This window comes from Prochlorococcus marinus str. NATL2A (genome assembly GCF_000012465.1).
GTDB classification, from domain to species: domain Bacteria; phylum Cyanobacteriota; class Cyanobacteriia; order PCC-6307; family Cyanobiaceae; genus Prochlorococcus_B; species Prochlorococcus_B marinus_B.
In genome coordinates this window covers 1,437,543-1,458,659 of sequence record NC_007335.2, presented here as the reverse complement: position 1 = coordinate 1,458,659, position 21,117 = coordinate 1,437,543, and the positions used below count along the sequence as shown (strand labels likewise).

Here is a 21,117-nt window from a genome sequence, read left to right as displayed (position 1 = left end):
TCGAATTCAACCTGAGTTTTGTAGGAATAAAGCACCAACTATGAAAGATGAAATAATTGATCTTAGATTGAGAGAAGTTGATGGTAAAGAGGATATCTTTTGTTTGAAAACTATGAATGATTAAGATAAAAAATATAAAAAATTATCTTATCTCTCCAAGATTTTGTTTTGTTATCTCTTTATCATTACGTAAATCGACACCCTCAACCTCAAGTTGACAATTATCATTAATATTAAAAATTAATTTAATACAATCTTGACCAATTTCACCAGGAGGATCCACAGGGATTGAAATAATAGTATTATTTATTTTTTTGATTTTATCCTTGGATTCTATTGTTGTTAAAGTGGGTAATCCATTAGTATAAATAATCTCATTTGACCCTTCTTCTTGAGGTTCTCCAATGATTAAATCTATGCTTAATTGATTATTTATACTTGCAGCTAAAATTATTTCTAAAGGCTTATTTGTTGGCCATGTCTGACCTGCTAGAAAAAGAGGATGCCATATATGCTTTTCATTTTTTTTATTCCAGCATCTTAAACTTACCCCTTTGTTAAGAACATCTTTTATTTGAACACCCGGCGTGAGGTGTAATGCTCCCAATGCAATTGCTTCTATAGGTGGAGGGGTCAAAAAAGGGATGGAATTACAGATATCACTTAAATAATTTTTAATCAAAGGTATGCGAGATCCTCCTCCGACTAATACAACGCTATCAAGATCTTTTAATTCAAATGAATTTCGTTTCGCGATATTAATTGTTTGAATGAAAAGCTTTTCAATACTTTTTAGGAGTCCTTTTTCTATAAGTAATTCTTCAAGACCTTTTTTAGATAATTTTAAAAACTTTTCTTCATTCTGAATATTTTTTACTTTTTTAGTGATAATCAATGTCTCTTTTATATTAGTATTGCTTAATTCACATTTAAGCTCCTCGGCCTTTTGCAAGATTGAATAGGTTGGATTTTCTTCTGGTAATAAATGATGAATTATCCATCTATCTATATCTTTCCCCCCTAACCGAAGCCCTGATTTCCCTAGAACTTTTGCGGTGCGAAGAACTTGTGTACTTTTTCCCTCTAAATTATTGCCATCAAATCTAACAAGCTGTGCAATTGGTGAAGCTTGTCCTTCTCCTCCCTCTAAAGCAACAATTGACATATCAATTGTGCTTCCTCCAAAATCTAAAACAAGTAATGTTGATCCAGGCTCCAGTCCAGCTCCCATTGCAGCAGCAGTGGGTTCATCAACTAAAGCAATTTCTTTTACTTCTAAGGAATTACATACATTGACTAACCAAGTTCTATATTCTCGATATGTATCTACTGGAGCAGTTAATACTAGTCTTTTGATGTTGACCTTCTGCGAGACTTTATTCCAAATACTGTGAATTAAAATCTCACCTGCTTTTTCTGGGGTTATTTTTGAATCATATATAGGTTCAATTTCCTTAGATCCTATCCATCTTTTAAAATCTTGACTTAAGTTATTTTCTTTTTCATTAATGAGATTTAAATCTATAATTTGTTGACCAATTAAATAAGATTCTTCTTTTTCTGATGACTTCCAAATTAAACTTGGTATCTCTCCAATCGCTCGACTAATTGGAGGTAGATCTAAAAGTTCAGGAGGCTGCCCATTTTCTTTTTGAAAAACAACAACTGTTGTTGAACTTCCTAAATCGATGGCTAATGTTCCAAAAACATTTTTATTGATTTCAGGTCGAAGGATGTTTTCGAATTGATCAATGTTATTTTTTTCCATCTTTTTAGTGCATTTTTATAGGTGCAACAAAAATCAAACAGTAACAAGTTAGTCTAGAAAAACTAACATCACACTTATTATTTGATGAAAAATATAGAAATGAACGATTCTCTCCTAGAATAAAGTATCAATAAAGTTTTAAGTGTGATCAAGTCAGGTTCAGGATTGAATTCCAACGATTTAGCAAAAAGAGGCGAGAGTCTCATCAGACACTCCACTAATCGCTACCTCACTACTGTGAGGATTGCTTTTAGAGCAAAGCAAAGGAGATTTGACGATTTTGATGGACTTTTAGAAGAATCCACAGTTAAGCCAGTACAAAGAGCCATAATTGAACTAAGTGATGAACAAGATCAACCTGATTTATTACCTGGTTAGGTGATCAAAAAAGAAGGTCCGGGTTGGAGAATAATTTTTGATTCCTCAAGAGATAACTTTTCTACGCTTATAGGAGGGGAAACATGGGCAATAGAGTTGGATAAATCTGAATGGAAAATTTTAGTTGAGGTAGTAATGGAATTGTGTGATCAATACAAATTAGTGAAGGAACAATTAATGGGCGATGAGGATATAACTTTGGAATTAGAACGTAGGCCTTGGTTGGCAATTTTGAATGGTGATCAATATGGATGGAATCTCAGGTTGATCTTGAGTGCTAGTGGTCTGTTTAATCGAGGAGCAGAGGTCTATTGGCCTAGACATGTGACTAACAATGTTGTGAATGCAATGAGATCAATGTGGGATTCAGACTATTTGTGAGAGAACTTAACTAAAAGTTTTTCAACTTTTCCCCAAATCTAACTGGATTCATCTCACAGCTTTTCCACAGGATCAATTCGATTAATGAAGTTACAACTGCTAAATGTGGAAAAGAGCTGAGGTTGATAACTTAAATTTGCCTATCAAATAAGTCTAATACCAATAATAAGTAATTCTTATAACTTCTTTTGGAAAGCAGTTGAGTACTTGATCTGAGAATGAGACTGCCCGAGAAAGTGTTTTTTACAGATCTGATTTTGATAGTAGTTTGATGATGGATTAAATTTTCTAAGAGCTTTTTAAATGAAAAATATTGATTTTAAGGAAGATAAAAGCTTGATTCAAAGTTCGGATGTTTTGGAATCTGAGGATACAATTAGTTTTCAAACAGAAATACCAAAGCAAATTCAACAAGCGATGAACGTTTACATTGAGAAACACCCCCAATGGGATCAATACAGGCTTTTACAAGCTGCGCTTGCAGGGTTTCTAATTCAAAATGGCATCAGATCCAGATTGATAACACGTCTTTATATTGGCAATATGTTTGGATCTCATTCTTTTTGAATTAATTTTTCTTGAGCTTTTTGAGAAGCTCTAAAGCGATATCTTTATTAATTGGCATAATTGATAGCCTGTTCCCTTTACGAACTAGAGTGAGTTCTTCAGACGTATAAGTTTCAGATAGGTCCTTTAAAGTAATCATACTTTTAAATTCACAGATATATTTAGTTTTCACGCAATCCCAACGAGGGTTATCTCTTTTTGATTTTTTGTCAAAATACTTTGAGCTTTCATCAAACTGAAAAGGGTCGATTAAGTTTTTTTCAATAATTTCCATCAGACCAACTATTCCAGGTGGTTTAGTATTCGAATGATAAAAAAAAGCTTGATCACCAATTTCCATTGACCTCATAAAGTTTCTAGCCTGATAATTTCGAATTCCATCCCAGAGAGTTTCTTCTTCTTTTTCTAAATCTTTAATACTGTAAGCATCTGGCTCACTCTTCATTAGCCAATAGTTAATCTCTTTTGGTGCCATGGGATGTCAGCGAAGATGCAATGTTTGAATAAAGTTTGAATAACTTTTGATCTTTTTGATTAGCTCTAAACATTATCCCCTATGGGGAGATTATGTTCTAGCCCTGTTTGCAATTCGACTTCAAAGAATTCTGTCGAAAATTGAAGAAGCAAATACAACTGCTTTCATAATCAGCTATAAAGAAGTCTCTATGTCTACTATTCCGTGTCGATATTAGTTACTTCTCCTTGTACTGAAACTACGATTCAGGAATTAGTAACCAAAAATTGGCCGATATGGACTTGTGATGTAAGTTCTTTTAACTGGACTTATGAAGATCAAGAGACTTGCTTATTACTTGCGGGCGAAGTGACTGTGACTCCTGATGGAGGAGAACCTGTGAAGTTTGGCGCAGGTGACTTAGTTGTCTTCCCAGCAGGAATGGACTGTAGATGGGATGTTCATAAGGCTGTTCGTAAGCATTATCGATTTGGTGATTAAATTCTGATATATATCGCATAATAGAATTAAAGGATTTAATGATTGATAAACTGATGCACTATTAAGGAGATTAAAATACCTGTCCAAATCCCTTTGAATAGTGTTGAATAATTAGCTTGGGTAACATCATTTTCAATTGTCATTTGACTTAGATCTTTATTCATATTGATAGTTAATGTTTAATTTTATTATTAATAAATTTTACTTTCTTTTCCTAGAAATACATACTATTAATATATACACAACTTAGTCTTAATTGATACTTGCTAGAAAAACATGAATTCATTTCTTTTAATACTCTGTATAAATAAAAAGTTTTTTAGCTTGACTTTGGATTCAAGCCATAGATGAGAGTTGTATTGGTGACTAGGTTCTTGATAAAGTTACACTCTGATGAGTATTTTATTACTTGCAATAGCAATATTTGTCATGACGAGAATATATAAAAAAGTTATGAATAGTTTACTTCGACTTCTAGAAGATCAAATGAGCAATTTTAATGATTTTCAAAAAATGATAAATAGTTTAAATAAGGAAAAATTGTCAGACCTTTGCGAGGAATTCCTTACTAATCATGAGGCTGCGATGAATATATTGTTTAAATATTGTAGTGAATTTGGATTAATATTTGATAGCCAAGAAATTAAAGATAACATGACAATTATGCATAAGAATGGCGACTTTGATAATATTGTATGTTTTGGGATTGAATTATCAGAAAATCAATTATATAAAAAGTTTCATCCTTCTTGAATAGTTTTCGGGCATTTTAAAATGCTGATTTGCCTTTGCCTGATCAAAGAAGAAATAAAGTAGGCAATGCTAATAGAACTATTACTGAAGTAATGAGTATTAGATTGATAGTCAACGAACTCACTCCTAGTTGAGAAGACGATAATGCAAAAAACATTGGATTAGAAGTCGAAGTAGTTTTATTTTTAACTATATTCTGTTTAATTTTTTTCTTGTAAAGAGAATCAACTTAGATCACCAAAAGGATTAACGTTATTTACTTTTATAGGTAAATTTTATACATACGGATCACAAACGAATGAGTCATAAGAAAATATGCAGATTTATCTATAGAGTTAAAAATAACTTTCTAGGAAAATGCAAGTAGATCTAAATGAACTAGTAAATTCATACGAAGTCGTTCCAGTATCTCTTAGTGATCCTTTTAAAGCTTTAGTTGTCGAACCTTCCACGATGGAAATCCTGAGATTTATACCCATCATTGCCTTCATAGCTTTAATAATAACAGCCATATGGAGACAGGGTAAAAAGTTCCCAGTAAAAGCTTTTAGCGATATGAATCAAAAGAACAAGCAAGATTAAATTAATGATGGGAATTAAAAAATATCCTTGAAATGCTAATGATTGTAGAATTTAATAAATATTATTTAGATCAAATAACAGCTACAGAAAATTAGAGATTAGAAGAGGAATTAGCTAGCTAATTCGTCAAATCAATTAATTTTTTAGGCATCCCAATCTCTTTCATTGAGTGTCCTGCATTATCAATTACATAAAGTTTTGAAGAGGCAATAATTTATTAAGATCCCATGCACTTCTCATTGGACAAACAAGGTTGTAGTAATTATTCTCTACTTTTTGATTTAGTTGTCATTATTCTGATTTATGGTTTTGTATTGAGCTCACTTTCTATTTCTTTCTTTTTCTTTAGAGCTTCTTTTTCGATTTCTTGTGTTGCATCTGCTTCTTTTTCAGAAGCTATTTTTGCTGCTAATGCAACTGATTCTTCATGAGCTATCTTTTCCTTTAGTTTTCCTGTTTCTCTCATCCATTCATTCACACTGACTTCCTTACCTGCCGCTTCGCATTCTTTCTTAAATCTTAGGAAGGGAAACCAATGATGATTTTCTGTCTCAGGGTTGCTTGCATTTAAAGTATCTTCAGGCATTTATTGGAGTTGAATGTTTGTAAATTATCTATTAATTATTGTTTTGCATGTCGATTTATTTTACGAGATGGAAGTTCCTTTTATACTTCAAACCTCCATGTAATTTTTTTACTTCAAAATAGTAAAAATTTACAAAGTTCTTTGAATAAATAGTGATCCTAGTTAGTTCCTTTTTGTATATAGATTTTAACTTTTATCTTAATTTAATAAGACTAAAAAAAACTGCTTATGGAATCCTCATTAGCTCTAGCAATTATCTTGACATTTATTGGGATAATTATTTTCATATTAATTTCAAAAAATGATCTTGGCGTCACAACTTTAAAGAAAGATCCAGAAGCTCATACGACTTTGATTGGATCAGTAGCTAAAGGCATTCCTGGAACTGATATCTTAGAGACAGGCAAGGTCCAAATCACAAAAGATTCAACTGAAAATGCAGTTCACAACTCATGAAGATTCAAGTGAGGAAGTTATTTGGTCATTGATTTTAAATAATTTGAACTCCAACTTATCAACTGAAGCTTCAGCTGCGATATCTAGTTTCTATTTTCTTTATTCACGATGCCAATCGAGTGAGAAAGTGTAAATGCTTCCTTCTCTATAATAATGGCGAGTTATGAATCAATAGCTAAAGCAGTATTTGAGGCGTTGTAGTCGCAAACCTTTAAGAAAAAATCTTTAATAGATCTTGATCACTTAGAAAGGAAATAACTACGTACGTTTTTTACTGTTTCTTTTATAGGAATAAAATTTATGGAAAAATCAGATAAACAAGAACAAAGAAAGAATCAATTCACTGATATAAAAACATTCCCCGTTTCATTTGCTTTAGAAGAAATAAAAGAGAATATTTCTATTTTCACTAACACTCCTTCTAAACCTTCTAAAGAAGAAATCATTAATCAAGCATTTAAGTTTCATTCACAAGGAAACATTTCAGAAGCAGCAAAATATTATCAATATTTAATCAATCAAGGTTTTAATGATCACAGAATTTTTTCTAATTATGGAATAATTTTAAAAAGTCTTGGGAAATTAAAAGAAGCAGAATTATCTACTCAAAAAGCAATTGAAATCAAACCTGATTTCGCAGAGATGCATTCCAATCTAGGAAATATATTAAGAGATCTTGACAAGTTAAAAGAAGCAGAAATCTCATTACGTAAAGCAATTGAAATCAAACCTAATTACGCAGAAGCATATTATAATTTGGGAAATATATTAAAAGATCTTGGCAAGTTAAAAGAAGCAGAAATCTCATACCGCAAAGCAATTGAAATCAAACCTGATTACGCAAAGGCTCATTACAATCTGGGAAACTTGTTGAAAGATAATGGCAAGTTAAAAGAAGCAGAATTGTCATACCTCAAAGCAATTGGAATCAAACCTGATTACGCAAAGGCTCATTCCAATCTGGGAAACTTATTGAGAGAACTTGGAAACTTACAAGAAGCAGAAATGTCATATCGCAAAGCGATTGAACTCAATCCTACTTTCGCAGAGGCTCATTACAATCTGGGAAACTTATTGAAAGAACTTGGAAATTTACAAGAAGCAGAAATGTCATATCGCAAAGCGATTGAAATTAAACCTGATTACGCAGAGGCTCATTCCAATCTGGGAAACTTATTGAGAGAACTTGGAAACTTACAAGAAGCAGAAATGTCATATCGCAAAGCGATTGAAATTAAACCTGATTACGCAGAAGCATTTTGGAATCTTTCATTAGTTGAACTACTTCAAGGTGACTATATAAATGGTTTAGAAAACTATGAATTTAGATTCAAAAAAAAGAAGCCTACTATTACTCAATGTATTACAAAACTCAAACGAATCGAGCACAAAAAATTACAAAAAGGAGAAAAGCTATTAGTCGTCACTGAGCAAGGTTTAGGAGATACCCTTCAATATATGAGATATATTCCTTACCTTAGAAATCAAGGACTCAATATTTCTTTTTGTGCTCAAACAAAACTACATTCATTGATCCAAGCCTCAGGGATTGATCAAAATCCATTAACTCCAGAACAAGCTGAGACAATTTCAGACGGTAAATGGATACCACTATTATCTTTACCTAGATATCTACAAGTACGTCAAAAAAATCCAATCATTTCCAAACCATATATCTTTTCAACAGATGAACTAACGAAGAAGTGGAGGGATATACTCTCTGAAGAAAAAAGACCAATCATTGGTATTAACTGGCAAGGGAATCCAAATGTCGAAAAGGAAGAACTAAAAGGTCGCTCACTAGCTTTAGAAACCTTTGCCACTCTTGCTAGGAACAATAACTTTAAATTTCTTTCACTACAAAAAGGTTTTGGTTCAGAGCAACTTGAAAAATGCTCTTTCAGAAATAAGTTTGTTAACGGCCAAGCTCAAATTGATGAGACTTGGGATTTTCTTGAAAATGCTGCCATAATTGAAAACTGTGATTTAATTATTACTTCTGACACTTCAATTGCTCACCTAGCTGGAGGATTAGGCAAATCAACCTGGTTACTCCTTCAACATATTCCTGAATGGAGGTGGGGACTTGAAAGGGAGAATACATTTTGGTACCCATCGATGAGATTATTTCGTCAAAAAGAGCGACATAATTGGCAAGAGGTTATGGAAAGAGTATCAAGTAAACTAAAAAAGAAATTAGAAGAACAAATATAAAAGCAAAAAATCAATAGAGGCTTATCATGAAAAAATATGTCATGAAGAATTTACCAAATGAATGGGCTTAAATTAAATCTTGGATGCGGTGAAAAAAGATTTCCAGGTTATATTAATGTAGATAAATATGGGAGCCCAGATATAAAACATGACTTAGAATCTTTCCCTTGGCCTTGGGAGACAAATTCAGTTTCAGAAATTGTATTAATACATGTTCTTGAACACCTAGGTAAAGACGTGGAAATATACTTTGGAATATTTAAAGAGATGTACCGAATATGTAATCATGGAGCAAAAATTAAAATAATTGTACCTCATTTTAGACATGAATTCTTCTATGATGATCCAACTCATGTGAGAGTTGTTACCCCTCTAGGTTTACAATTATTTTCTCAAAGACTAAACAAGCTATGGGTAGAGCAAGGAGCCGCTAATAGTCCACTTGGATTATATCTAGATATCAATTTTGAACTTAAGCAAACAGTTATAAAGCCAAGTGAAGACTGGTTTAGAATACATCCAGATAAAAATGTTGATGTTAGATTACTCCAGCAAGAGTCTAATATTTATAATAATTTAATTGAACAATATGACATGTCACTTGAAGTAATTAAAAATAGTAATGAAGAAGCAGGAGGAAAAGTATGAGTTCAAAGATTAAACACTTATCTTCTATCCTTGCTCCAGTCTCTCTAGGAGAACTAATTGATAAAATCACGATTCTAGAAATTAAACAAATACATATGACTGGAAAAAAGCTAAAAAATATAGATAAAGAGCTAAAACTACTAAGAAAAATAGTTCAAGATGTAAATCTAGAAATTGAGATCGATTTAATTAATAATCTCAAAGAAATAAACAATAACCTTTGGGAAATAGAAGATAATATTAGGATAAAAGAGAGCAATCAAGAATTTGATAAAGAATTTATTCAACTCGCTAGATCAGTTTACAAAGAAAATGATAAGAGAGCTTCTATAAAAAAAGAAATCAATCAGAAGTATAATTCAGATCTGGTTGAAGAAAAATCATATAATAACTATTTATCTAAGTCGTAATCTCTTCTCAAATTCCAACTAAAACCAATAGATATAAAGACATCGCTTCCTAACATTAACATACAAAAACGGGTAAAATTTGAAGAGAAGTATCCCAATGCCTTCGCATATATGTATAAGTTCTAGGCTTCAAAAGGCGAATAAATAGTTATATAAAAATGATCAAATTAAATCACAGAAAAATATTTAGAACTAATCTCTTTATTGATGATTAAGAAAGGACAAGTCAATGAGAGTAGCTTCTAATTAAACATATACGAAGACGATTCAAGCACGGCTGAGAGGTCTCCAGAACCCTGCGTGAGACGTGGTAATTGCTCCGATGATACTTCCATCTCATCAGCTAAGCGAGCCAATGGATTGCCTCTGTAAACCTGAACAAATCCATGTTTGACCCTTTGTTTTGCTTTGTCCATATGGTTAGGAAGAACCTTCAATCAATCGTGAATTAGAGCGATTGGTTGATGCCAATCCTGGAAAGATGACTTAAGGACGCCTGCGTCATAGCTATGTACGAATGATGGAGCAAGAGCTTTTTCTATCGCTTTGTAATCAGTTCTCTGTCCCTCTCCCGTTAAGAACCTTCGCTTTATCCCTCATTACTGGCATGGGAGGATCTAGAAAGTTTGGATAAAGTTTGGATAAATAATAGCAATTCGGTCAAATATCAGTCAGTCAAACAAGTTTAACTTTTCATTAGCCAGTAGTTGATTTCCTTTAATGCCATGGGTTCTTAGCGATATTGCAATGTGTGGATGGATTACATTCTCACCCCTATTTCTTTATTGTATTTTCTAGGCAATTAAAGAAAATCTTTTGCTTTTTCTTAATTGAAAGTTGTGATCACACAAATAAAGCCCGCTGAAACTTCTTAGCGTATTTGTGTGAGTTTAAATCAATTTCTAAAGATGGAACATTTGTCTTTCTGTTGAAATGAATAAACTGAGATCAACTAGATCAATTCCTGTTAATGAATATGAGGCCTGAAAAAGTTTAGGAACTTTTCTAAATATAAAGACAAAGATTCTTTTTATTGAGTATTTTTCCCAAAAGTAGATGTATTGATAAAGAGTATATTTTGTGGAACAAGGTCTTTATTCTTTATGCATTTAATCCATTCTCTGTATTCTTGACCAATAGCTAACTGATCTTCAGTATTGAGATGGTCGGTTCTTTTAAGCATATGACATATAAGGTCTGACATCGTTTCCTCGACAGATTGATGAAATGACATTTGCTAAAAGCAGCTAATCTAAATTACCTTCTCAGGTCAATTTGTAAACTTCCAACAACTCGGCTAAAAGTAATTTTAATATTCAGAAGAATAACGTAAGCCTCTTCCCTGATTGCTATATAAGCATCTCGCCGTTGTCGAATAGATATATCTATTAAAAGTAGTTGAATAGTATCTAACCTTAATTAGAACTAATTCTTAATATATGCCTTTGAATTTTTTAAAATTTTACCTGTGAATTGTATATATTCAATATTAAAGGTGAATCAACTTTTATTACATTCAAATTCCTTTACTATCTATTTTGCTTGAGAATAGAAAATATGGATTCCTAATAAGATTTCAAGCATTTGGGTATGAAAAATTCCAACCAAAGAAAAATAAGCAAAGCTTTGTTAGTAATAGCTTGTCTTACTGTCTCTTTGTTTATTGGCTTTTTAATTAGTATTAATCTTATAGTTGACCCTATTATCTATTGGCTTGCTTCGACTGAAGGTGCCAGGATATTTATAAGTTGTATTCTCTCTTGGTTTGGAGTGTCGACCCTTTTCGACTTCCTTTATAAGCGTTATAGGCGTCGTAAAAAATTGAAAAGGTTTAACGCTCTTAATATTCCTTATCCTCGAACTTTTAAGGGTAAGAAATGAGTATTTTAGAAAACTAAATAATGCTTATAGCTTTAAAATAATTCATTTACTTTTCAGAGGAAGGTTGGGCAAATATATAAAGATTATAGAAAGGAATAAATGAACAAAATGCCCATAAAACTAAGTTTTCCTTACCTATATCTCTCAGTCTTCTGATTAATAAAGCTATAAAAACTAAAAAAGATGGAATGCTATAAAAATAACTCCAGTCATATCCCTCAGCGATGTTATAAAAATCATTTGGGTCATTAGCAAGGTTATTATTAGATAGTATTGAAACCACAGCACCTATAAATCCATCTAGGATAAAAAAGTGCCAAAAAGGTATTCTACTTGTTTTATCTTTGTAATTAAAAATCTGACTCCAAGCCAGAAAGTAATTTGAAAGAACTCTCTCTAAAAAATTCATCCTTAATCTTATATGTATAAATAATTATGTAAGATCTTACTCACATAAGGCTCTATAGTTTTTATCTCATAAATAAAATAATGAAACGTATCGTTCTCGTAGCTCTTTCTCTTTCTCTTATATCTCCGATGGCAGTGAATTCTGATGATCGAATTTATGAAACCAAGAACATTTGTGGACGATACTATGCCGTTGAAATTAACGGTGGTGATGCCGCAAGGTCATTAGGATTAAAAGATTCTGGTAGGGTTAGTTCAAGAGTAGAGCAGTACTGTAATTTCTTTCGCTAAGTTTCTTGACTACATTTTTCTGAACTTGCATCCTTATTTCCTATTTGATAGTTGATGTAACTGTTAAAAAAGCTATTTATCAATAACAGAATCTATTTATAAGTTAGCTTTAGTTAAGGACGTGAGGATTTAAGCTGTGTTGATTAGTCTTGTTAATGCTTCTACAGACTTTGGAATAAAAAATCTTTTTAAAAATTTAGATCTTCATGTAAATAAAAAAGAGAGACTTGGTTTGATTGGTCCAAATGGATCTGGCAAGTCAACACTTTTGAGAGTCATTGCAGGAATAGAACCTTTGATGGAAGGAGAAAGAAGATGTTTACCATCTTTGCGGATATCTTTAGTTGGGCAAGAAACAAGTTACAACAGTGAAAAAAGTGTTTTGGAAGAAGTTCTTGAAGGGTGTGGAGAAAAAAGAAAATTATTACTTAATTTCAGTCAGCTAAGTAGAAAAATCGCTCAAAATCCAGAAGATGAAGACCTTTTGAAAAAACTAGGTCAGGCGAGTGAACTTATGGATGCCGCTGAGGCATGGAATTTAGAACAACAATGCCAAGATGTTCTAAGAAGATTAGGTATAAAAGACTTAGATAAACCAGTAAAAGAGCTTTCTGGTGGTTATCGCAAAAGAGTGGGACTTGCCGCTGCGCTTGTCTCTAATCCAGATGTCTTACTTCTTGATGAACCTACTAACCACCTAGATGCATCTGCAGTGGAATGGCTTCAAAATTGGTTAGACCATTATAAGGGTGCGCTGGTCTTAATAACTCACGATAGATATGTTCTTGATCGCATTACCAACCGGATGGTCGAAATTAACAATGGAGAAACTCGCAAGTATTCGGGCAATTATCGTGAATTTCTTCAACAAAAAGTTGAACAAGAGCAATCAGAGGCATCTACAAAGAAAAAGTTTCAGGGTGTTTTAAGAAAGGAATTAGCTTGGTTAAGACAGGGTCCCAAAGCAAGAAGTACAAAACAAAAAGCACGTATTCAACGGATTGCTGAAATGCAAGCGAAACCTAAAAGTCATGTCAAAGCTAATTTAGAAATGAATTCATTAAGTAGAAGAATTGGAAAAATCGCAATTGAGGCTGAAGGTGTAGGGCTATCGCTCAACAATAAAGAGAATAACTTGGATCTTTTATGTGATTTTACTTATAGCTTTAGTCCAGAGGACCGAGTAGGAATTATTGGTCCAAATGGCAGTGGTAAATCCACTCTTTTAGATCTAATTTCGGGTAAAAGATTGCCTACAAGTGGGAAAATAAAACTTGGAGAAACGGTTCATATTGGCTACTTAGATCAACATACAAATGACTTAAATCAAGGGAGTGGCTTAAACCGCAAAGTTATCGATTTTGTGGAGGAGGCTGCATTACGAATTGATCATGGAGGGAAACAAATTACAGCATCACAACTCTTAGAAAAATTCCTCTTTCCACCCAGTCAACAACATAGTCCTCTGCAAAAACTTTCAGGGGGAGAAAAAAGAAGACTTGCTCTATGCAAAATGCTCATACAAGCTCCCAACGTATTATTGCTTGATGAGCCTACAAATGATTTAGATATACAAACACTAAGTGTGCTAGAAGATTTTCTTGATGATTTTAAAGGTTGTGTCGTAGTTGTATCGCATGATAGATATTTTCTTGATCGTACTATTGATCGAATTTTTAATTTTGAAAACGGTTACTTGCGAAGATATGAAGGAAATTACTCTCGATTTCTTGATCATAAAATATTAGAGGAGCGAAACAATGAAACAAAAGAACGAGCCAAAATAGTCAATAATTCAAAAAATAAGCGTGGACAAGAAATAAAATTAGTTTCTAAAAATGATCCTAGACGATTGAGTTTTAAAGAAGCTAGAGAATTAAAAGAATTAGATCTGAGACTACCTATGTTAGAAAAAAAGAAAATATATTTAGAAAAAAAGATCACTGATAATGATGTAGACATTAGTGAAATTAGTCATCAATTAGCAGAACTAATTGAATCTATTCAAGAGTATGAGGATAGATGGATTGAGCTAAGTGAGTTGTCTGAGTCAGCAAAGTAACCACGTAATTTTTCTCTTGAGGTAGACAAACATATAGAGACAAAATCTCCAGTGTTGACATTAATAAGTATAAATACTATAAAGGTGTATAGCTTTTGCTACTCAATCGTCCGATCTGCTTACGTAGACCGCAGTTCGACTCAAGCCAAAGGACGGGGACTTGAGCGCTTCTAAGGAGCTAGGACCATGGTCAACATGTATTTTAATGGAAGATCATTTGTATATTGTAATTCAGCCTCAAAGCCTCAAATAAAATTCACTTACAGAGGATTGAATTATTCAAGGTAATATTTAACTTCTAATAATTTAATGCATCTCAATTCATCCATTTTTTGATAATAAGGTAATAGTATTTTTATACCTATCAAAGATTGCTGAATTAGTTTGAATTACTGGATTAATATTTTTAGAAATTTTATATGACTCATTTTCGTAGTTATTAATACATGATAAATAAAATTATGCTCGTCTTTAGGTCGTTAGCCTTGCCTCCTTGGCTTAGAAAAATCTCTTACAAGAATAAGAAATCCCATTATTCTAAAAAAAAATTATTTGCAGTTTTTAACTATAATAATTTTATCTACATGGATGAATTGTGAAGTTGATCAAATGGCATAAATCATTTGTTGAACGTGCTCAAAAAGAAATGGGGATATCTAACTATGCCCTGTATTGGTTTGGTTTTCTTGAGGGTGCTTTAGTAATGTGGTTACTTATGAAAGTTAGTTCTGCTTTATGGATAAAATCTGAGTTTCCCTTTTAATAAAGATGTTTTTTACAGGTTAATTATGGAGTATCTAAAAAAAATCCCTCCGAATATTTATTTAATTTTTTCTTTGATTTTCATAACAATAGCTATTGCAGTTCTTTTTTTAGGGGAATTTATTTTTGCTATCTTATCTTTGGTGTTTGGACTTGTTTCATTAATTGCATGGACTTTTTTTGGATTATTTGAAGAAACTAAAAATAAATAGATGCTTCAATAATATTAGACATGAGGAGATGGCCAGCAACAAATTCTCCTGATTACAGTATCCATTGTGCGCTTGTCTTCCTCTTTAATGAATTTATTCTGTCAATAGATAAATTATCTTTCAGTTGAAAATGGCTATTGATCCAGAAGTAATTCCCCCTTCAAATAATAAAGGGAGCAGAGCGGGTAGATATGTCCCGAAATGGGCAATTTATACCTCTAGCGGAATAGGCGTGTTGGTTCTAGTTGGGTTAATTAAAACCCTTCTCCCTTTGATTGGAATGGCTTGTTTATTGGCTTTCATCTGGTCTCAATCAACAACTAACAGAAGATACTGAAAATTCTGTTCTCCAATAAGTAAAGTCGCTCTCCTGATGCCTTTTGAGTTATCTCCCGATAATGAAATGGTGCACAGAGGGAACAGTTCTATAGAGAATGTAAATAATAAGAACTAGTAAATTCCCTCCAACAACCGCAGCTCCTGCAGCAAAATTTCCTTCTTTAGTGGTGTAATCCCACTTTGGCTCGTTATCTGTCATGGTTTATTTGTTAATCACTTTATTATTGCCATTTATCCAACGCGATCAACAAATATAACTAATAAAAGGATAAAGAAACTCCTGGTTTTTTCGAAATTCAAAATATAATTCATTTTTCTTCAATGGGAAAGAGATCCATATATAAAGGTTTGAGAGTTTTTTTTTCGGCAAATCTCTTGCTATGACTACGTTGTTGAAATCAAAGACTATGCTTCCTCTTTCGAAACCACTTCGGCATCAACCACTTCTTTTGAATCAACAAATTCGTTTCTTTTCCTATCTATCCAACTATTAATCCCAACTACTATAGGCTTTGATCCTCGATAAATAAAAATGGCGGTGGGAAGAACACTTATTATCCCAACCATAGGATTTTTGAATATGAGTCGTCCTGCTTTTACATTAAAAAGAATAATTAATAAGGAAGGAATTAAAACACTGAGAATGGTCTTTAGAGCTTCAGTCCATCCAACACGATAAACCCACCAAATTGAGGCTATGCCAAAGAAATATAAAATAAAATAAGTCATGAAATATCACTTACCCAGTAAGTCGATTTTAATTATTCAAATAATTCTAAGAACTTCTTTTACGCTTTGAGTTGCTCGTCTCAAGGATGTAAACACTAAAAGCTATCAATAGAGTTACCAAAATCGATACAGCCACCCAACTTAATTGACTTGAGGTCATGCCTAAGTAAGGACCATCAATAGGTTGTTCAGACCAAGTGCCAGGTAAGTGCCACACCTGAGGATTCGATAAAAAAAACATGCAATACCTTTCAGTTGCTTGATGAGCAAATTTTATATTTAAAATGCACAAATGCTATGAATAATTACTTATCGTTACTTCTACTTAGAACTATGAGTGATGACAGATTTGATTTTTAAATAGCAACGAATTTTTTAAATCCTTTAAAAATAATAATTACTCATGGCAAGGCTTTGAAACATAAGCCATCTTTAAGTTGAATTCATTTCGAGGTCACAATGTCTAGAGCTGTGAACTGGGTTTTACTTCAATTCGCTATGAGTTATTACGGAGACTCATTGAAAGAGTTTCAAGTTGAAAATGATTAGTTATTTATAAGTTTTGAATATTCTTTAATTTCTCAAAATGTTCATGAAATTACTTACTCAATTCAGTATCCCTAATCCAAGCAAGGCTGATCTGGCTAAAAAGAACAATAGGACTTCAAAAACACTCAAAAAAGCAACTAAACAATAAATCCTTGTTGAGCTTGAGAAGCATTGATCTAGTTCTCTGATGGTGTCTTTGCGTGAATTACTACCTTTTTGTGGTTAGAAATATTTTTATCATTAAAATTTGAAGAAATAATGCACACTCAATTAATAGTAGTTTTTGTCTCAGGATTTCTTGCGTTGCTAGGAATTCGAATTTTAATTTCTAGCTTTGATGATGATGATAATGATGGGGATGGGATGGCTTATTCCACTAGGGATAGCTATCAATTCTCAATTTTAGAAGGTTCATGACATCTAACTTCTAGCTGCGAGATCTTCTCAAGTGAGGCACACTGGTGTCACAAGAAGCTATGTGTCCTGTAGGCAATTGTGATCATTGCCAGTTTGTTTTTCTCTAAAGTCTTTGATTGCAATTCAGGCATTACTGCTTGGGCATAACTTTATCCCTTTCCAAATTTTGAAAGACGTGTAAGCCGAACTCGACCGTATCTTTGTATCGCACAACAAAGCACTTAACTTAGTTTAAAAGTCAATCAGTACATGTCATCTTCTTCTCAGGTAATTACTGAATACGGCAAGCAAAATATATTTGCTCGTGAAACTCCTCCACAGTTGGTGGAAAACTATACAAGCTATCCAAAGGAAGCTGAGAAAACTAATGGACGTTGGGCAATGATTGGAATGATCAGCCTTCTAGGTGCATACGTCACAACAGGACAAATCATCCCAGGTATCTTTTGAATTCAGAATCATCCTCCAAATCTGGTAACTATATCAACGTAGTTAATGAGTTCAGTCCAGCGTCCGCTGAGTTATTTAACGGTCGTTGGGTAATGATTGGTATAACTTCTCTTGTTGGCGCATATGCAACAACAGGACAAATTATTCCTGGCTTTTTTAAATCACCTTTAATTTAATTCACTGTTAATTTTTTCATATGTTTATAGTGCCTCTATAGTAAACTATTAATCATGTCTTATTTATACGTCTATAATATGTTGTGATTTTCTATCATTATGTCTGATTTTAGTTGGTATAATACTTTAATTTTTTTAACTATAATATAATATGAAATATTGCATGTATTAATGCGCAGTTTTTAAAGGCTCTAACTTAATGTTCTTGGAGTACCCTTTGCAATCTAGTTTTACTCTTTTTATTCTTTCTTCTTCCCAAATCCAGTAGACGGGATGAGCCTGTCTAGCCTTTCTTAATTGTTTGTTTGATCTGAGGCTAACAGGTGAGAATTCTTTTCTTTGATCAAACATATCATCTCTAGTTGCTTGATTCAAAACAATACTTCCTTCTTTCCCTGATTCTGATCGGTGATAAGTTCCAATTGGTATTTGCAGTGCGCCCATTGCTCTATTTAAAAAAATTACATGATGCGGCTCATCCCATTTGGGATTAATAAGAGTAAATTTTCGGCTCCCTTCAATCACTAAATTGTGATCAACTTGATGATTATGGATGTAATACTGCTCAAAATTGCCGTCATCAGGAGGAGATATGGCGTTTTTGTGATGGATGACAACATCAGCACCATTTGATCCATTTACGCCTGCATCAAAAAAAGATACTTGTGGTGTTTCACGAAAAACATTAATAGGAACAAAATGAAGAAGCATTTGTAAACCCCCTTTCCTACAAATCATTCATAATCGAAAATAGTTAATTTATAAATCCCAGTTTTCACCTAAGCAGATATCCTTACATAAATCATGAGCTTAGCTAATGTTTTGGAGACTAATCTTGCTTAGAATTAATACTTGTTAACTCCGAAAAAGAAAATACTTGTTTATTCATTATTGAACCTTCTGAGGCTTCTTGATATATGGATCTAGAGGATAAAACCCAAGGACCACCTTTGAATAAAGGTATAAAAGCATCTTCGTAAAAGCTTTTTCCCTTTAGATCTTTTTTTGAAATTGGATCAAGATATTGACTGGAATAACTCTTGCTTAAGTAGCCATTACCAGTATGAGTCACATCCTTAGTGAGGATGATTATTAGATTTCCATGAATATGCCTATAAACCATCGTAACAACATCGTTTTTGACCCTGTATTTGTCACCTTCGTTTTTCCCTCCAACTATAACTTCTGAGCCAATTTCATTTGTATCTCCAAAAGTAAAGGTATTTTTACCATGTGTTTGTTCAAATGATCTTCTGACTCTATGAATAGCAACTTCCCAAAGTTGTGAAGAAATGGCTTTGTGTATTTTTTCGTCATCTATTCCTTTAACAGTGGCTTTTAAATCTTGTCCTAAGCAAAAGCTTCCTTCTACTTCTCTTTCGCCATCTGTCCAAGAACATCTACCTTCGTAACCTGAAAAATTTGATTCCCATGTGTAGCGATTTTCATAGGCAGACTTAAATAAATGCGTACAATCTTTTCCTGTCATTTCCTTGGTTAGCATAAAACTTAGTTTATGACTTATTTTAGTCAATTAAAGATTTTAATTAACTTATTAAAAATATATTTACGAAACACAATTATTTATAGTTATCTATAGCGATTGTATTGAGAAATAAACACAGTTAAATTACTTTCCAAGAAATAATATTTAATTGCATTTTATTTAAGGGTATTAGTTTTGATAGCGAAGACCATGCAAGAAATGGCTATCACGCAAAAGTTTCCACTAAGTTGAAAAACTATTGCTAGACATTATTAACATATCCTCCGAAAATTATCAGATTATATGACACGTATCACAGCAAATTATTTGACTTTATTGGCGATTAAATGATGATTCGTTATTTTCTTCAACTGAGGATGTTCTATTTTCTGAGCTTAGTGACTCATCCTTGATATCACTTTCTTCATCCCAACCCCAGCTTCTTTTGATTTCTTTAAGTGATCGGCCACTTTCTTTTTGTTGAGGACTTAAGGGAATCCAACTCCAATCAATTAAAAGTGTGGCGGCAACGCCAAAAAGGACATGTCCGACAAGGACTCCTACAACATCAACTGTAGTGAGTGATTCCTGTCCAATCGAGGGGTCATACAATTTCTTTTCTCATTTGATTTTTCTAATTATAAGAATTTAACAAGTGTTTCAAAGAAAAGGTATTGATTAAAGTTTCGTTTTTTATATAGATTTTTCTAATGGTTTTGATCATTTTTACTAGTATGTTCGGTTGCCCACCACCAACCACAGGCGCAGCTCCGTTACATTCCTTTACATAAATACCTCCCACTTTCAAATGACACCTGAAGCAGAAAAGTTTAACGGTTGGGCAGCAATGCTTGGTTTCGTTGCAGCCTTTGGCGCATATGCAACAACAGGACAAATAATCCCTGGCATCTTCTAAATTTTTAATTATGCAACCTTCTAACAAAACAATTCTTGAAAGAAGTATCGGAAGGCCAGCAATGATGGCTTTCGTTCTTCTAACAGGTATCTATCTAACAACTGGCCAACTAATACCCGGAGTTGTGTAATGTCTACTCAAAAGAACAATACAAGAAAAATTGATCCTGAAAAGGTTACCGCAGAAAGGCTTAACGGCTATGCAGCATTATTTGGTTGTATTGCTTTGGTTGGGGCATATGCGACCACAGGTCAAATCATCCCTGGTTTTGTGTAACCAATAAAAAGATACTCATAATTGCTGAACTTTTAAACTAAGTTCGGCAATTATGAGTTTATTAGGTTCAATGTGATATTGGATTCTTTGACTTTATATCTTCAATCAAGACGTTTAAAGTTTTTAAAATCAATAAAAAAGCTCTCTTATAGAGAGCTTTTTTATTTTTATAAGGAATATCTAATATCAAAGAACTCAAAAATCAAAGGAAAATTCCTCTCGATTGAACAAAACTGTGAAAAGCTGGATTATGAAGATATTCAATATAAAGTGCGATTAAAAATGCCCCACTTAAGCAACCACTTGCAAGTATTGATCCAAAAATAAAAACTTGTTTTTTGCTTAAATTTGGTTTCGTATCTACAAATACAAATCTCTTTGATCTTGAGATAGTCATTTAAGTTTTTTCAACTACTTAATACCTAGCCATAGCACGTCTTGATTATTTACTGCTTAAGGGTTTCT

At 32.9% G+C, this 21,117-nt stretch carries 34 protein-coding genes; 22 read left to right on the top strand and 12 right to left on the bottom strand.

Features of this window, described 5'->3' with window-relative positions; all coding sequences use genetic code 11:
- Positions 1-142: 142 nt before the first annotated feature.
- Positions 143-1,768 (bottom strand): Hsp70 family protein, encoded by a 1,626-nt coding sequence (locus PMN2A_RS08060; protein ID WP_011295311.1) that lies wholly within the window; start codon positions 1,766-1,768, stop codon positions 143-145.
- Positions 1,769-1,933: 165 nt separating this feature from the next.
- On the opposite strand from PMN2A_RS08060, the gene PMN2A_RS08055 reads away from it, so the two are divergent.
- The 3 genes from PMN2A_RS08055 (at position 1,934) to PMN2A_RS08045 (ending at position 3,094) form a co-directional block, all read left to right on the top strand.
- Complete coding sequence (locus PMN2A_RS08055; protein ID WP_011295310.1) at positions 1,934-2,146, top strand: DNA-directed RNA polymerase subunit omega; 213 nt, start codon at positions 1,934-1,936, stop codon at positions 2,144-2,146.
- Positions 2,147-2,527: a DUF1818 family protein gene (locus tag PMN2A_RS08050; RefSeq protein ID WP_011295309.1), complete on the top strand. Its 381-nt coding sequence runs from the start codon at positions 2,147-2,149 to the stop codon at positions 2,525-2,527. It begins immediately after the preceding gene.
- 303 nt (positions 2,528-2,830) lie between these two features.
- Positions 2,831-3,094, top strand: coding sequence for a DUF2811 domain-containing protein (locus PMN2A_RS08045; protein ID WP_011295308.1), 264 nt, complete (start codon positions 2,831-2,833; stop codon positions 3,092-3,094).
- 1 nt (position 3,095) lies between these two features.
- Here the strand turns inward: PMN2A_RS08045 and PMN2A_RS08040 are convergent, their stop codons facing one another.
- Complete coding sequence (locus tag PMN2A_RS08040) at positions 3,096-3,569, bottom strand: EVE domain-containing protein (RefSeq protein ID WP_011295307.1); 474 nt, start codon at positions 3,567-3,569, stop codon at positions 3,096-3,098.
- A gap of 204 nt (positions 3,570-3,773) precedes the next feature.
- Between PMN2A_RS08040 and PMN2A_RS08035 the strand changes: the two genes are divergently transcribed.
- The 3 genes from PMN2A_RS08035 (at position 3,774) to PMN2A_RS08025 (ending at position 5,384) form a co-directional block, all read left to right on the top strand.
- The gene (locus PMN2A_RS08035; protein WP_011295306.1) at positions 3,774-4,049 is read left to right on the top strand and encodes a cupin domain-containing protein; all 276 of its coding nucleotides are present in this window, start codon (positions 3,774-3,776) and stop codon (positions 4,047-4,049) included.
- Between the two features lie 393 nt (positions 4,050-4,442).
- On the top strand, positions 4,443-4,802 hold the full coding sequence (locus PMN2A_RS08030; protein WP_011295305.1) for a hypothetical protein: 360 nt from the start codon (positions 4,443-4,445) through the stop codon (positions 4,800-4,802).
- Between the two features lie 357 nt (positions 4,803-5,159).
- Positions 5,160-5,384 (top strand): hypothetical protein, encoded by a 225-nt coding sequence (locus PMN2A_RS08025; protein ID WP_011295215.1) that lies wholly within the window; start codon positions 5,160-5,162, stop codon positions 5,382-5,384.
- Positions 5,385-5,685: 301 nt separating this feature from the next.
- On the opposite strand, the gene PMN2A_RS08020 is transcribed toward PMN2A_RS08025, so the two are convergent.
- Positions 5,686-5,970 (bottom strand): hypothetical protein, encoded by a 285-nt coding sequence (locus tag PMN2A_RS08020; RefSeq protein ID WP_011295304.1) that lies wholly within the window; start codon positions 5,968-5,970, stop codon positions 5,686-5,688.
- Between the two features lie 228 nt (positions 5,971-6,198).
- On the opposite strand from PMN2A_RS08020, the gene PMN2A_RS08015 reads away from it, so the two are divergent.
- The 4 genes from PMN2A_RS08015 (at position 6,199) to PMN2A_RS08000 (ending at position 9,698) form a co-directional block, all read left to right on the top strand.
- Positions 6,199-6,426: a hypothetical protein gene (locus PMN2A_RS08015; RefSeq protein WP_011295303.1), complete on the top strand. Its 228-nt coding sequence runs from the start codon at positions 6,199-6,201 to the stop codon at positions 6,424-6,426.
- Positions 6,427-6,726: 300 nt separating this feature from the next.
- On the top strand, positions 6,727-8,640 hold the full coding sequence (locus tag PMN2A_RS08010) for a tetratricopeptide repeat protein (RefSeq protein ID WP_011295302.1): 1,914 nt from the start codon (positions 6,727-6,729) through the stop codon (positions 8,638-8,640).
- A 57-nt stretch (positions 8,641-8,697) separates the two neighbouring features.
- The gene (locus tag PMN2A_RS08005) at positions 8,698-9,288 is read left to right on the top strand and encodes a class I SAM-dependent methyltransferase (RefSeq protein ID WP_011295301.1); all 591 of its coding nucleotides are present in this window, start codon (positions 8,698-8,700) and stop codon (positions 9,286-9,288) included.
- Positions 9,285-9,698: a DUF6165 family protein gene (locus tag PMN2A_RS08000; RefSeq protein ID WP_011295300.1), complete on the top strand. Its 414-nt coding sequence runs from the start codon at positions 9,285-9,287 to the stop codon at positions 9,696-9,698. The genes PMN2A_RS08005 and PMN2A_RS08000 overlap by 4 nt, the downstream gene beginning before the upstream one ends.
- A 1,030-nt stretch (positions 9,699-10,728) precedes the next feature.
- Here the strand turns inward: PMN2A_RS08000 and PMN2A_RS07990 are convergent.
- Positions 10,729-10,932 carry a hypothetical protein gene (locus PMN2A_RS07990; RefSeq protein WP_011295037.1) on the bottom strand — a complete coding sequence of 68 codons (204 nt, stop codon included), beginning with the start codon at positions 10,930-10,932 and terminating at the stop codon, positions 10,729-10,731.
- A gap of 356 nt (positions 10,933-11,288) precedes the next feature.
- Here PMN2A_RS07990 and PMN2A_RS07985 point away from each other — a divergent pair, with 356 nt between their 5' ends.
- Positions 11,289-11,579, top strand: coding sequence for a hypothetical protein (locus PMN2A_RS07985; RefSeq protein WP_041711045.1), 291 nt, complete (start codon positions 11,289-11,291; stop codon positions 11,577-11,579).
- A gap of 46 nt (positions 11,580-11,625) precedes the next feature.
- Here PMN2A_RS07985 and PMN2A_RS07980 read toward each other — a convergent pair whose 3' ends face one another.
- Positions 11,626-11,988: a DUF805 domain-containing protein gene (locus tag PMN2A_RS07980; protein ID WP_011295298.1), complete on the bottom strand. Its 363-nt coding sequence runs from the start codon at positions 11,986-11,988 to the stop codon at positions 11,626-11,628.
- Positions 11,989-12,068: 80 nt separating this feature from the next.
- On the opposite strand from PMN2A_RS07980, the gene PMN2A_RS10330 reads away from it, so the two are divergent.
- The 5 genes from PMN2A_RS10330 (at position 12,069) to PMN2A_RS07965 (ending at position 15,651) form a co-directional block, all read left to right on the top strand.
- Positions 12,069-12,278: a hypothetical protein gene (locus PMN2A_RS10330; RefSeq protein WP_144043291.1), complete on the top strand. Its 210-nt coding sequence runs from the start codon at positions 12,069-12,071 to the stop codon at positions 12,276-12,278.
- Between the two features lie 136 nt (positions 12,279-12,414).
- Positions 12,415-14,340, top strand: a complete 1,926-nt coding sequence (locus tag PMN2A_RS07975) for an ABC-F family ATP-binding cassette domain-containing protein (RefSeq protein WP_011295297.1) — start codon at positions 12,415-12,417, stop codon at positions 14,338-14,340.
- A 595-nt stretch (positions 14,341-14,935) separates the two neighbouring features.
- Positions 14,936-15,103 (top strand): hypothetical protein, encoded by a 168-nt coding sequence (locus tag PMN2A_RS10870; RefSeq protein ID WP_011295296.1) that lies wholly within the window; start codon positions 14,936-14,938, stop codon positions 15,101-15,103.
- A gap of 25 nt (positions 15,104-15,128) precedes the next feature.
- On the top strand, positions 15,129-15,314 hold the full coding sequence (locus PMN2A_RS07970) for a hypothetical protein (protein ID WP_011295206.1): 186 nt from the start codon (positions 15,129-15,131) through the stop codon (positions 15,312-15,314).
- Between the two features lie 130 nt (positions 15,315-15,444).
- Positions 15,445-15,651 carry a hypothetical protein gene (locus PMN2A_RS07965; protein ID WP_041711042.1) on the top strand — a complete coding sequence of 69 codons (207 nt, stop codon included), beginning with the start codon at positions 15,445-15,447 and terminating at the stop codon, positions 15,649-15,651.
- A gap of 48 nt (positions 15,652-15,699) precedes the next feature.
- On the opposite strand, the gene PMN2A_RS10865 is transcribed toward PMN2A_RS07965, so the two are convergent.
- From PMN2A_RS10865 to PMN2A_RS07955, 3 genes are all read right to left on the bottom strand, one after another.
- Positions 15,700-15,852, bottom strand: coding sequence for a hypothetical protein (locus PMN2A_RS10865; RefSeq protein ID WP_011295035.1), 153 nt, complete (start codon positions 15,850-15,852; stop codon positions 15,700-15,702).
- A gap of 206 nt (positions 15,853-16,058) precedes the next feature.
- Positions 16,059-16,382 (bottom strand): hypothetical protein, encoded by a 324-nt coding sequence (locus tag PMN2A_RS07960; RefSeq protein WP_011295294.1) that lies wholly within the window; start codon positions 16,380-16,382, stop codon positions 16,059-16,061.
- Between the two features lie 46 nt (positions 16,383-16,428).
- Complete coding sequence (locus PMN2A_RS07955; protein WP_041711040.1) at positions 16,429-16,623, bottom strand: hypothetical protein; 195 nt, start codon at positions 16,621-16,623, stop codon at positions 16,429-16,431.
- 566 nt (positions 16,624-17,189) lie between these two features.
- On the opposite strand from PMN2A_RS07955, the gene PMN2A_RS10860 reads away from it, so the two are divergent.
- From PMN2A_RS10860 to PMN2A_RS07940, 3 genes are all read left to right on the top strand, one after another.
- Entirely contained in the window at positions 17,190-17,348 is a 159-nt protein-coding gene (locus tag PMN2A_RS10860) for a hypothetical protein (RefSeq protein WP_187146445.1), read from the top strand.
- Between the two features lie 249 nt (positions 17,349-17,597).
- Positions 17,598-17,798 carry a high light inducible protein gene (locus PMN2A_RS07945; protein WP_011295293.1) on the top strand — a complete coding sequence of 67 codons (201 nt, stop codon included), beginning with the start codon at positions 17,598-17,600 and terminating at the stop codon, positions 17,796-17,798.
- A complete protein-coding gene (locus PMN2A_RS07940; protein ID WP_011295292.1) occupies positions 17,795-17,974 on the top strand; it encodes a hypothetical protein in 180 nt (59 codons plus the stop codon). Before PMN2A_RS07945 ends, PMN2A_RS07940 begins: the two co-directional genes overlap by 4 nt.
- A 168-nt stretch (positions 17,975-18,142) precedes the next feature.
- Here PMN2A_RS07940 and PMN2A_RS07935 read toward each other — a convergent pair whose 3' ends face one another.
- The 3 genes from PMN2A_RS07935 to PMN2A_RS07925 form a co-directional block, all read right to left on the bottom strand.
- Positions 18,143-18,685, bottom strand: a complete 543-nt coding sequence (locus PMN2A_RS07935) for a hypothetical protein (RefSeq protein WP_011295291.1) — start codon at positions 18,683-18,685, stop codon at positions 18,143-18,145.
- Positions 18,686-18,803: 118 nt separating this feature from the next.
- Positions 18,804-19,463, bottom strand: a complete 660-nt coding sequence (locus PMN2A_RS07930; protein ID WP_041711266.1) for a DUF3386 domain-containing protein — start codon at positions 19,461-19,463, stop codon at positions 18,804-18,806.
- Between the two features lie 330 nt (positions 19,464-19,793).
- On the bottom strand, positions 19,794-20,072 hold the full coding sequence (locus tag PMN2A_RS07925) for a hypothetical protein (RefSeq protein WP_011295289.1): 279 nt from the start codon (positions 20,070-20,072) through the stop codon (positions 19,794-19,796).
- A 196-nt stretch (positions 20,073-20,268) separates the two neighbouring features.
- Between PMN2A_RS07925 and PMN2A_RS07920 the strand changes: the two genes are divergently transcribed.
- Genes PMN2A_RS07920 through PMN2A_RS07910 form a run of 3 tightly spaced genes read left to right on the top strand, consistent with a single transcriptional unit; the run spans position 20,269 to position 20,652 of the window.
- Positions 20,269-20,376 (top strand): high light inducible protein, encoded by a 108-nt coding sequence (locus PMN2A_RS07920; protein WP_011125327.1) that lies wholly within the window; start codon positions 20,269-20,271, stop codon positions 20,374-20,376.
- Between the two features lie 10 nt (positions 20,377-20,386).
- Positions 20,387-20,506, top strand: a complete 120-nt coding sequence (locus PMN2A_RS07915; RefSeq protein WP_011294968.1) for a high light inducible protein — start codon at positions 20,387-20,389, stop codon at positions 20,504-20,506.
- Positions 20,506-20,652, top strand: coding sequence for a high light inducible protein (locus PMN2A_RS07910; protein WP_011295288.1), 147 nt, complete (start codon positions 20,506-20,508; stop codon positions 20,650-20,652). The genes PMN2A_RS07915 and PMN2A_RS07910 overlap by 1 nt, the downstream gene beginning before the upstream one ends.
- A 202-nt stretch (positions 20,653-20,854) precedes the next feature.
- On the opposite strand, the gene PMN2A_RS07905 is transcribed toward PMN2A_RS07910, so the two are convergent.
- Positions 20,855-21,049: a hypothetical protein gene (locus tag PMN2A_RS07905; protein WP_041711039.1), complete on the bottom strand. Its 195-nt coding sequence runs from the start codon at positions 21,047-21,049 to the stop codon at positions 20,855-20,857.
- Positions 21,050-21,117: the final 68 nt, after the last annotated feature.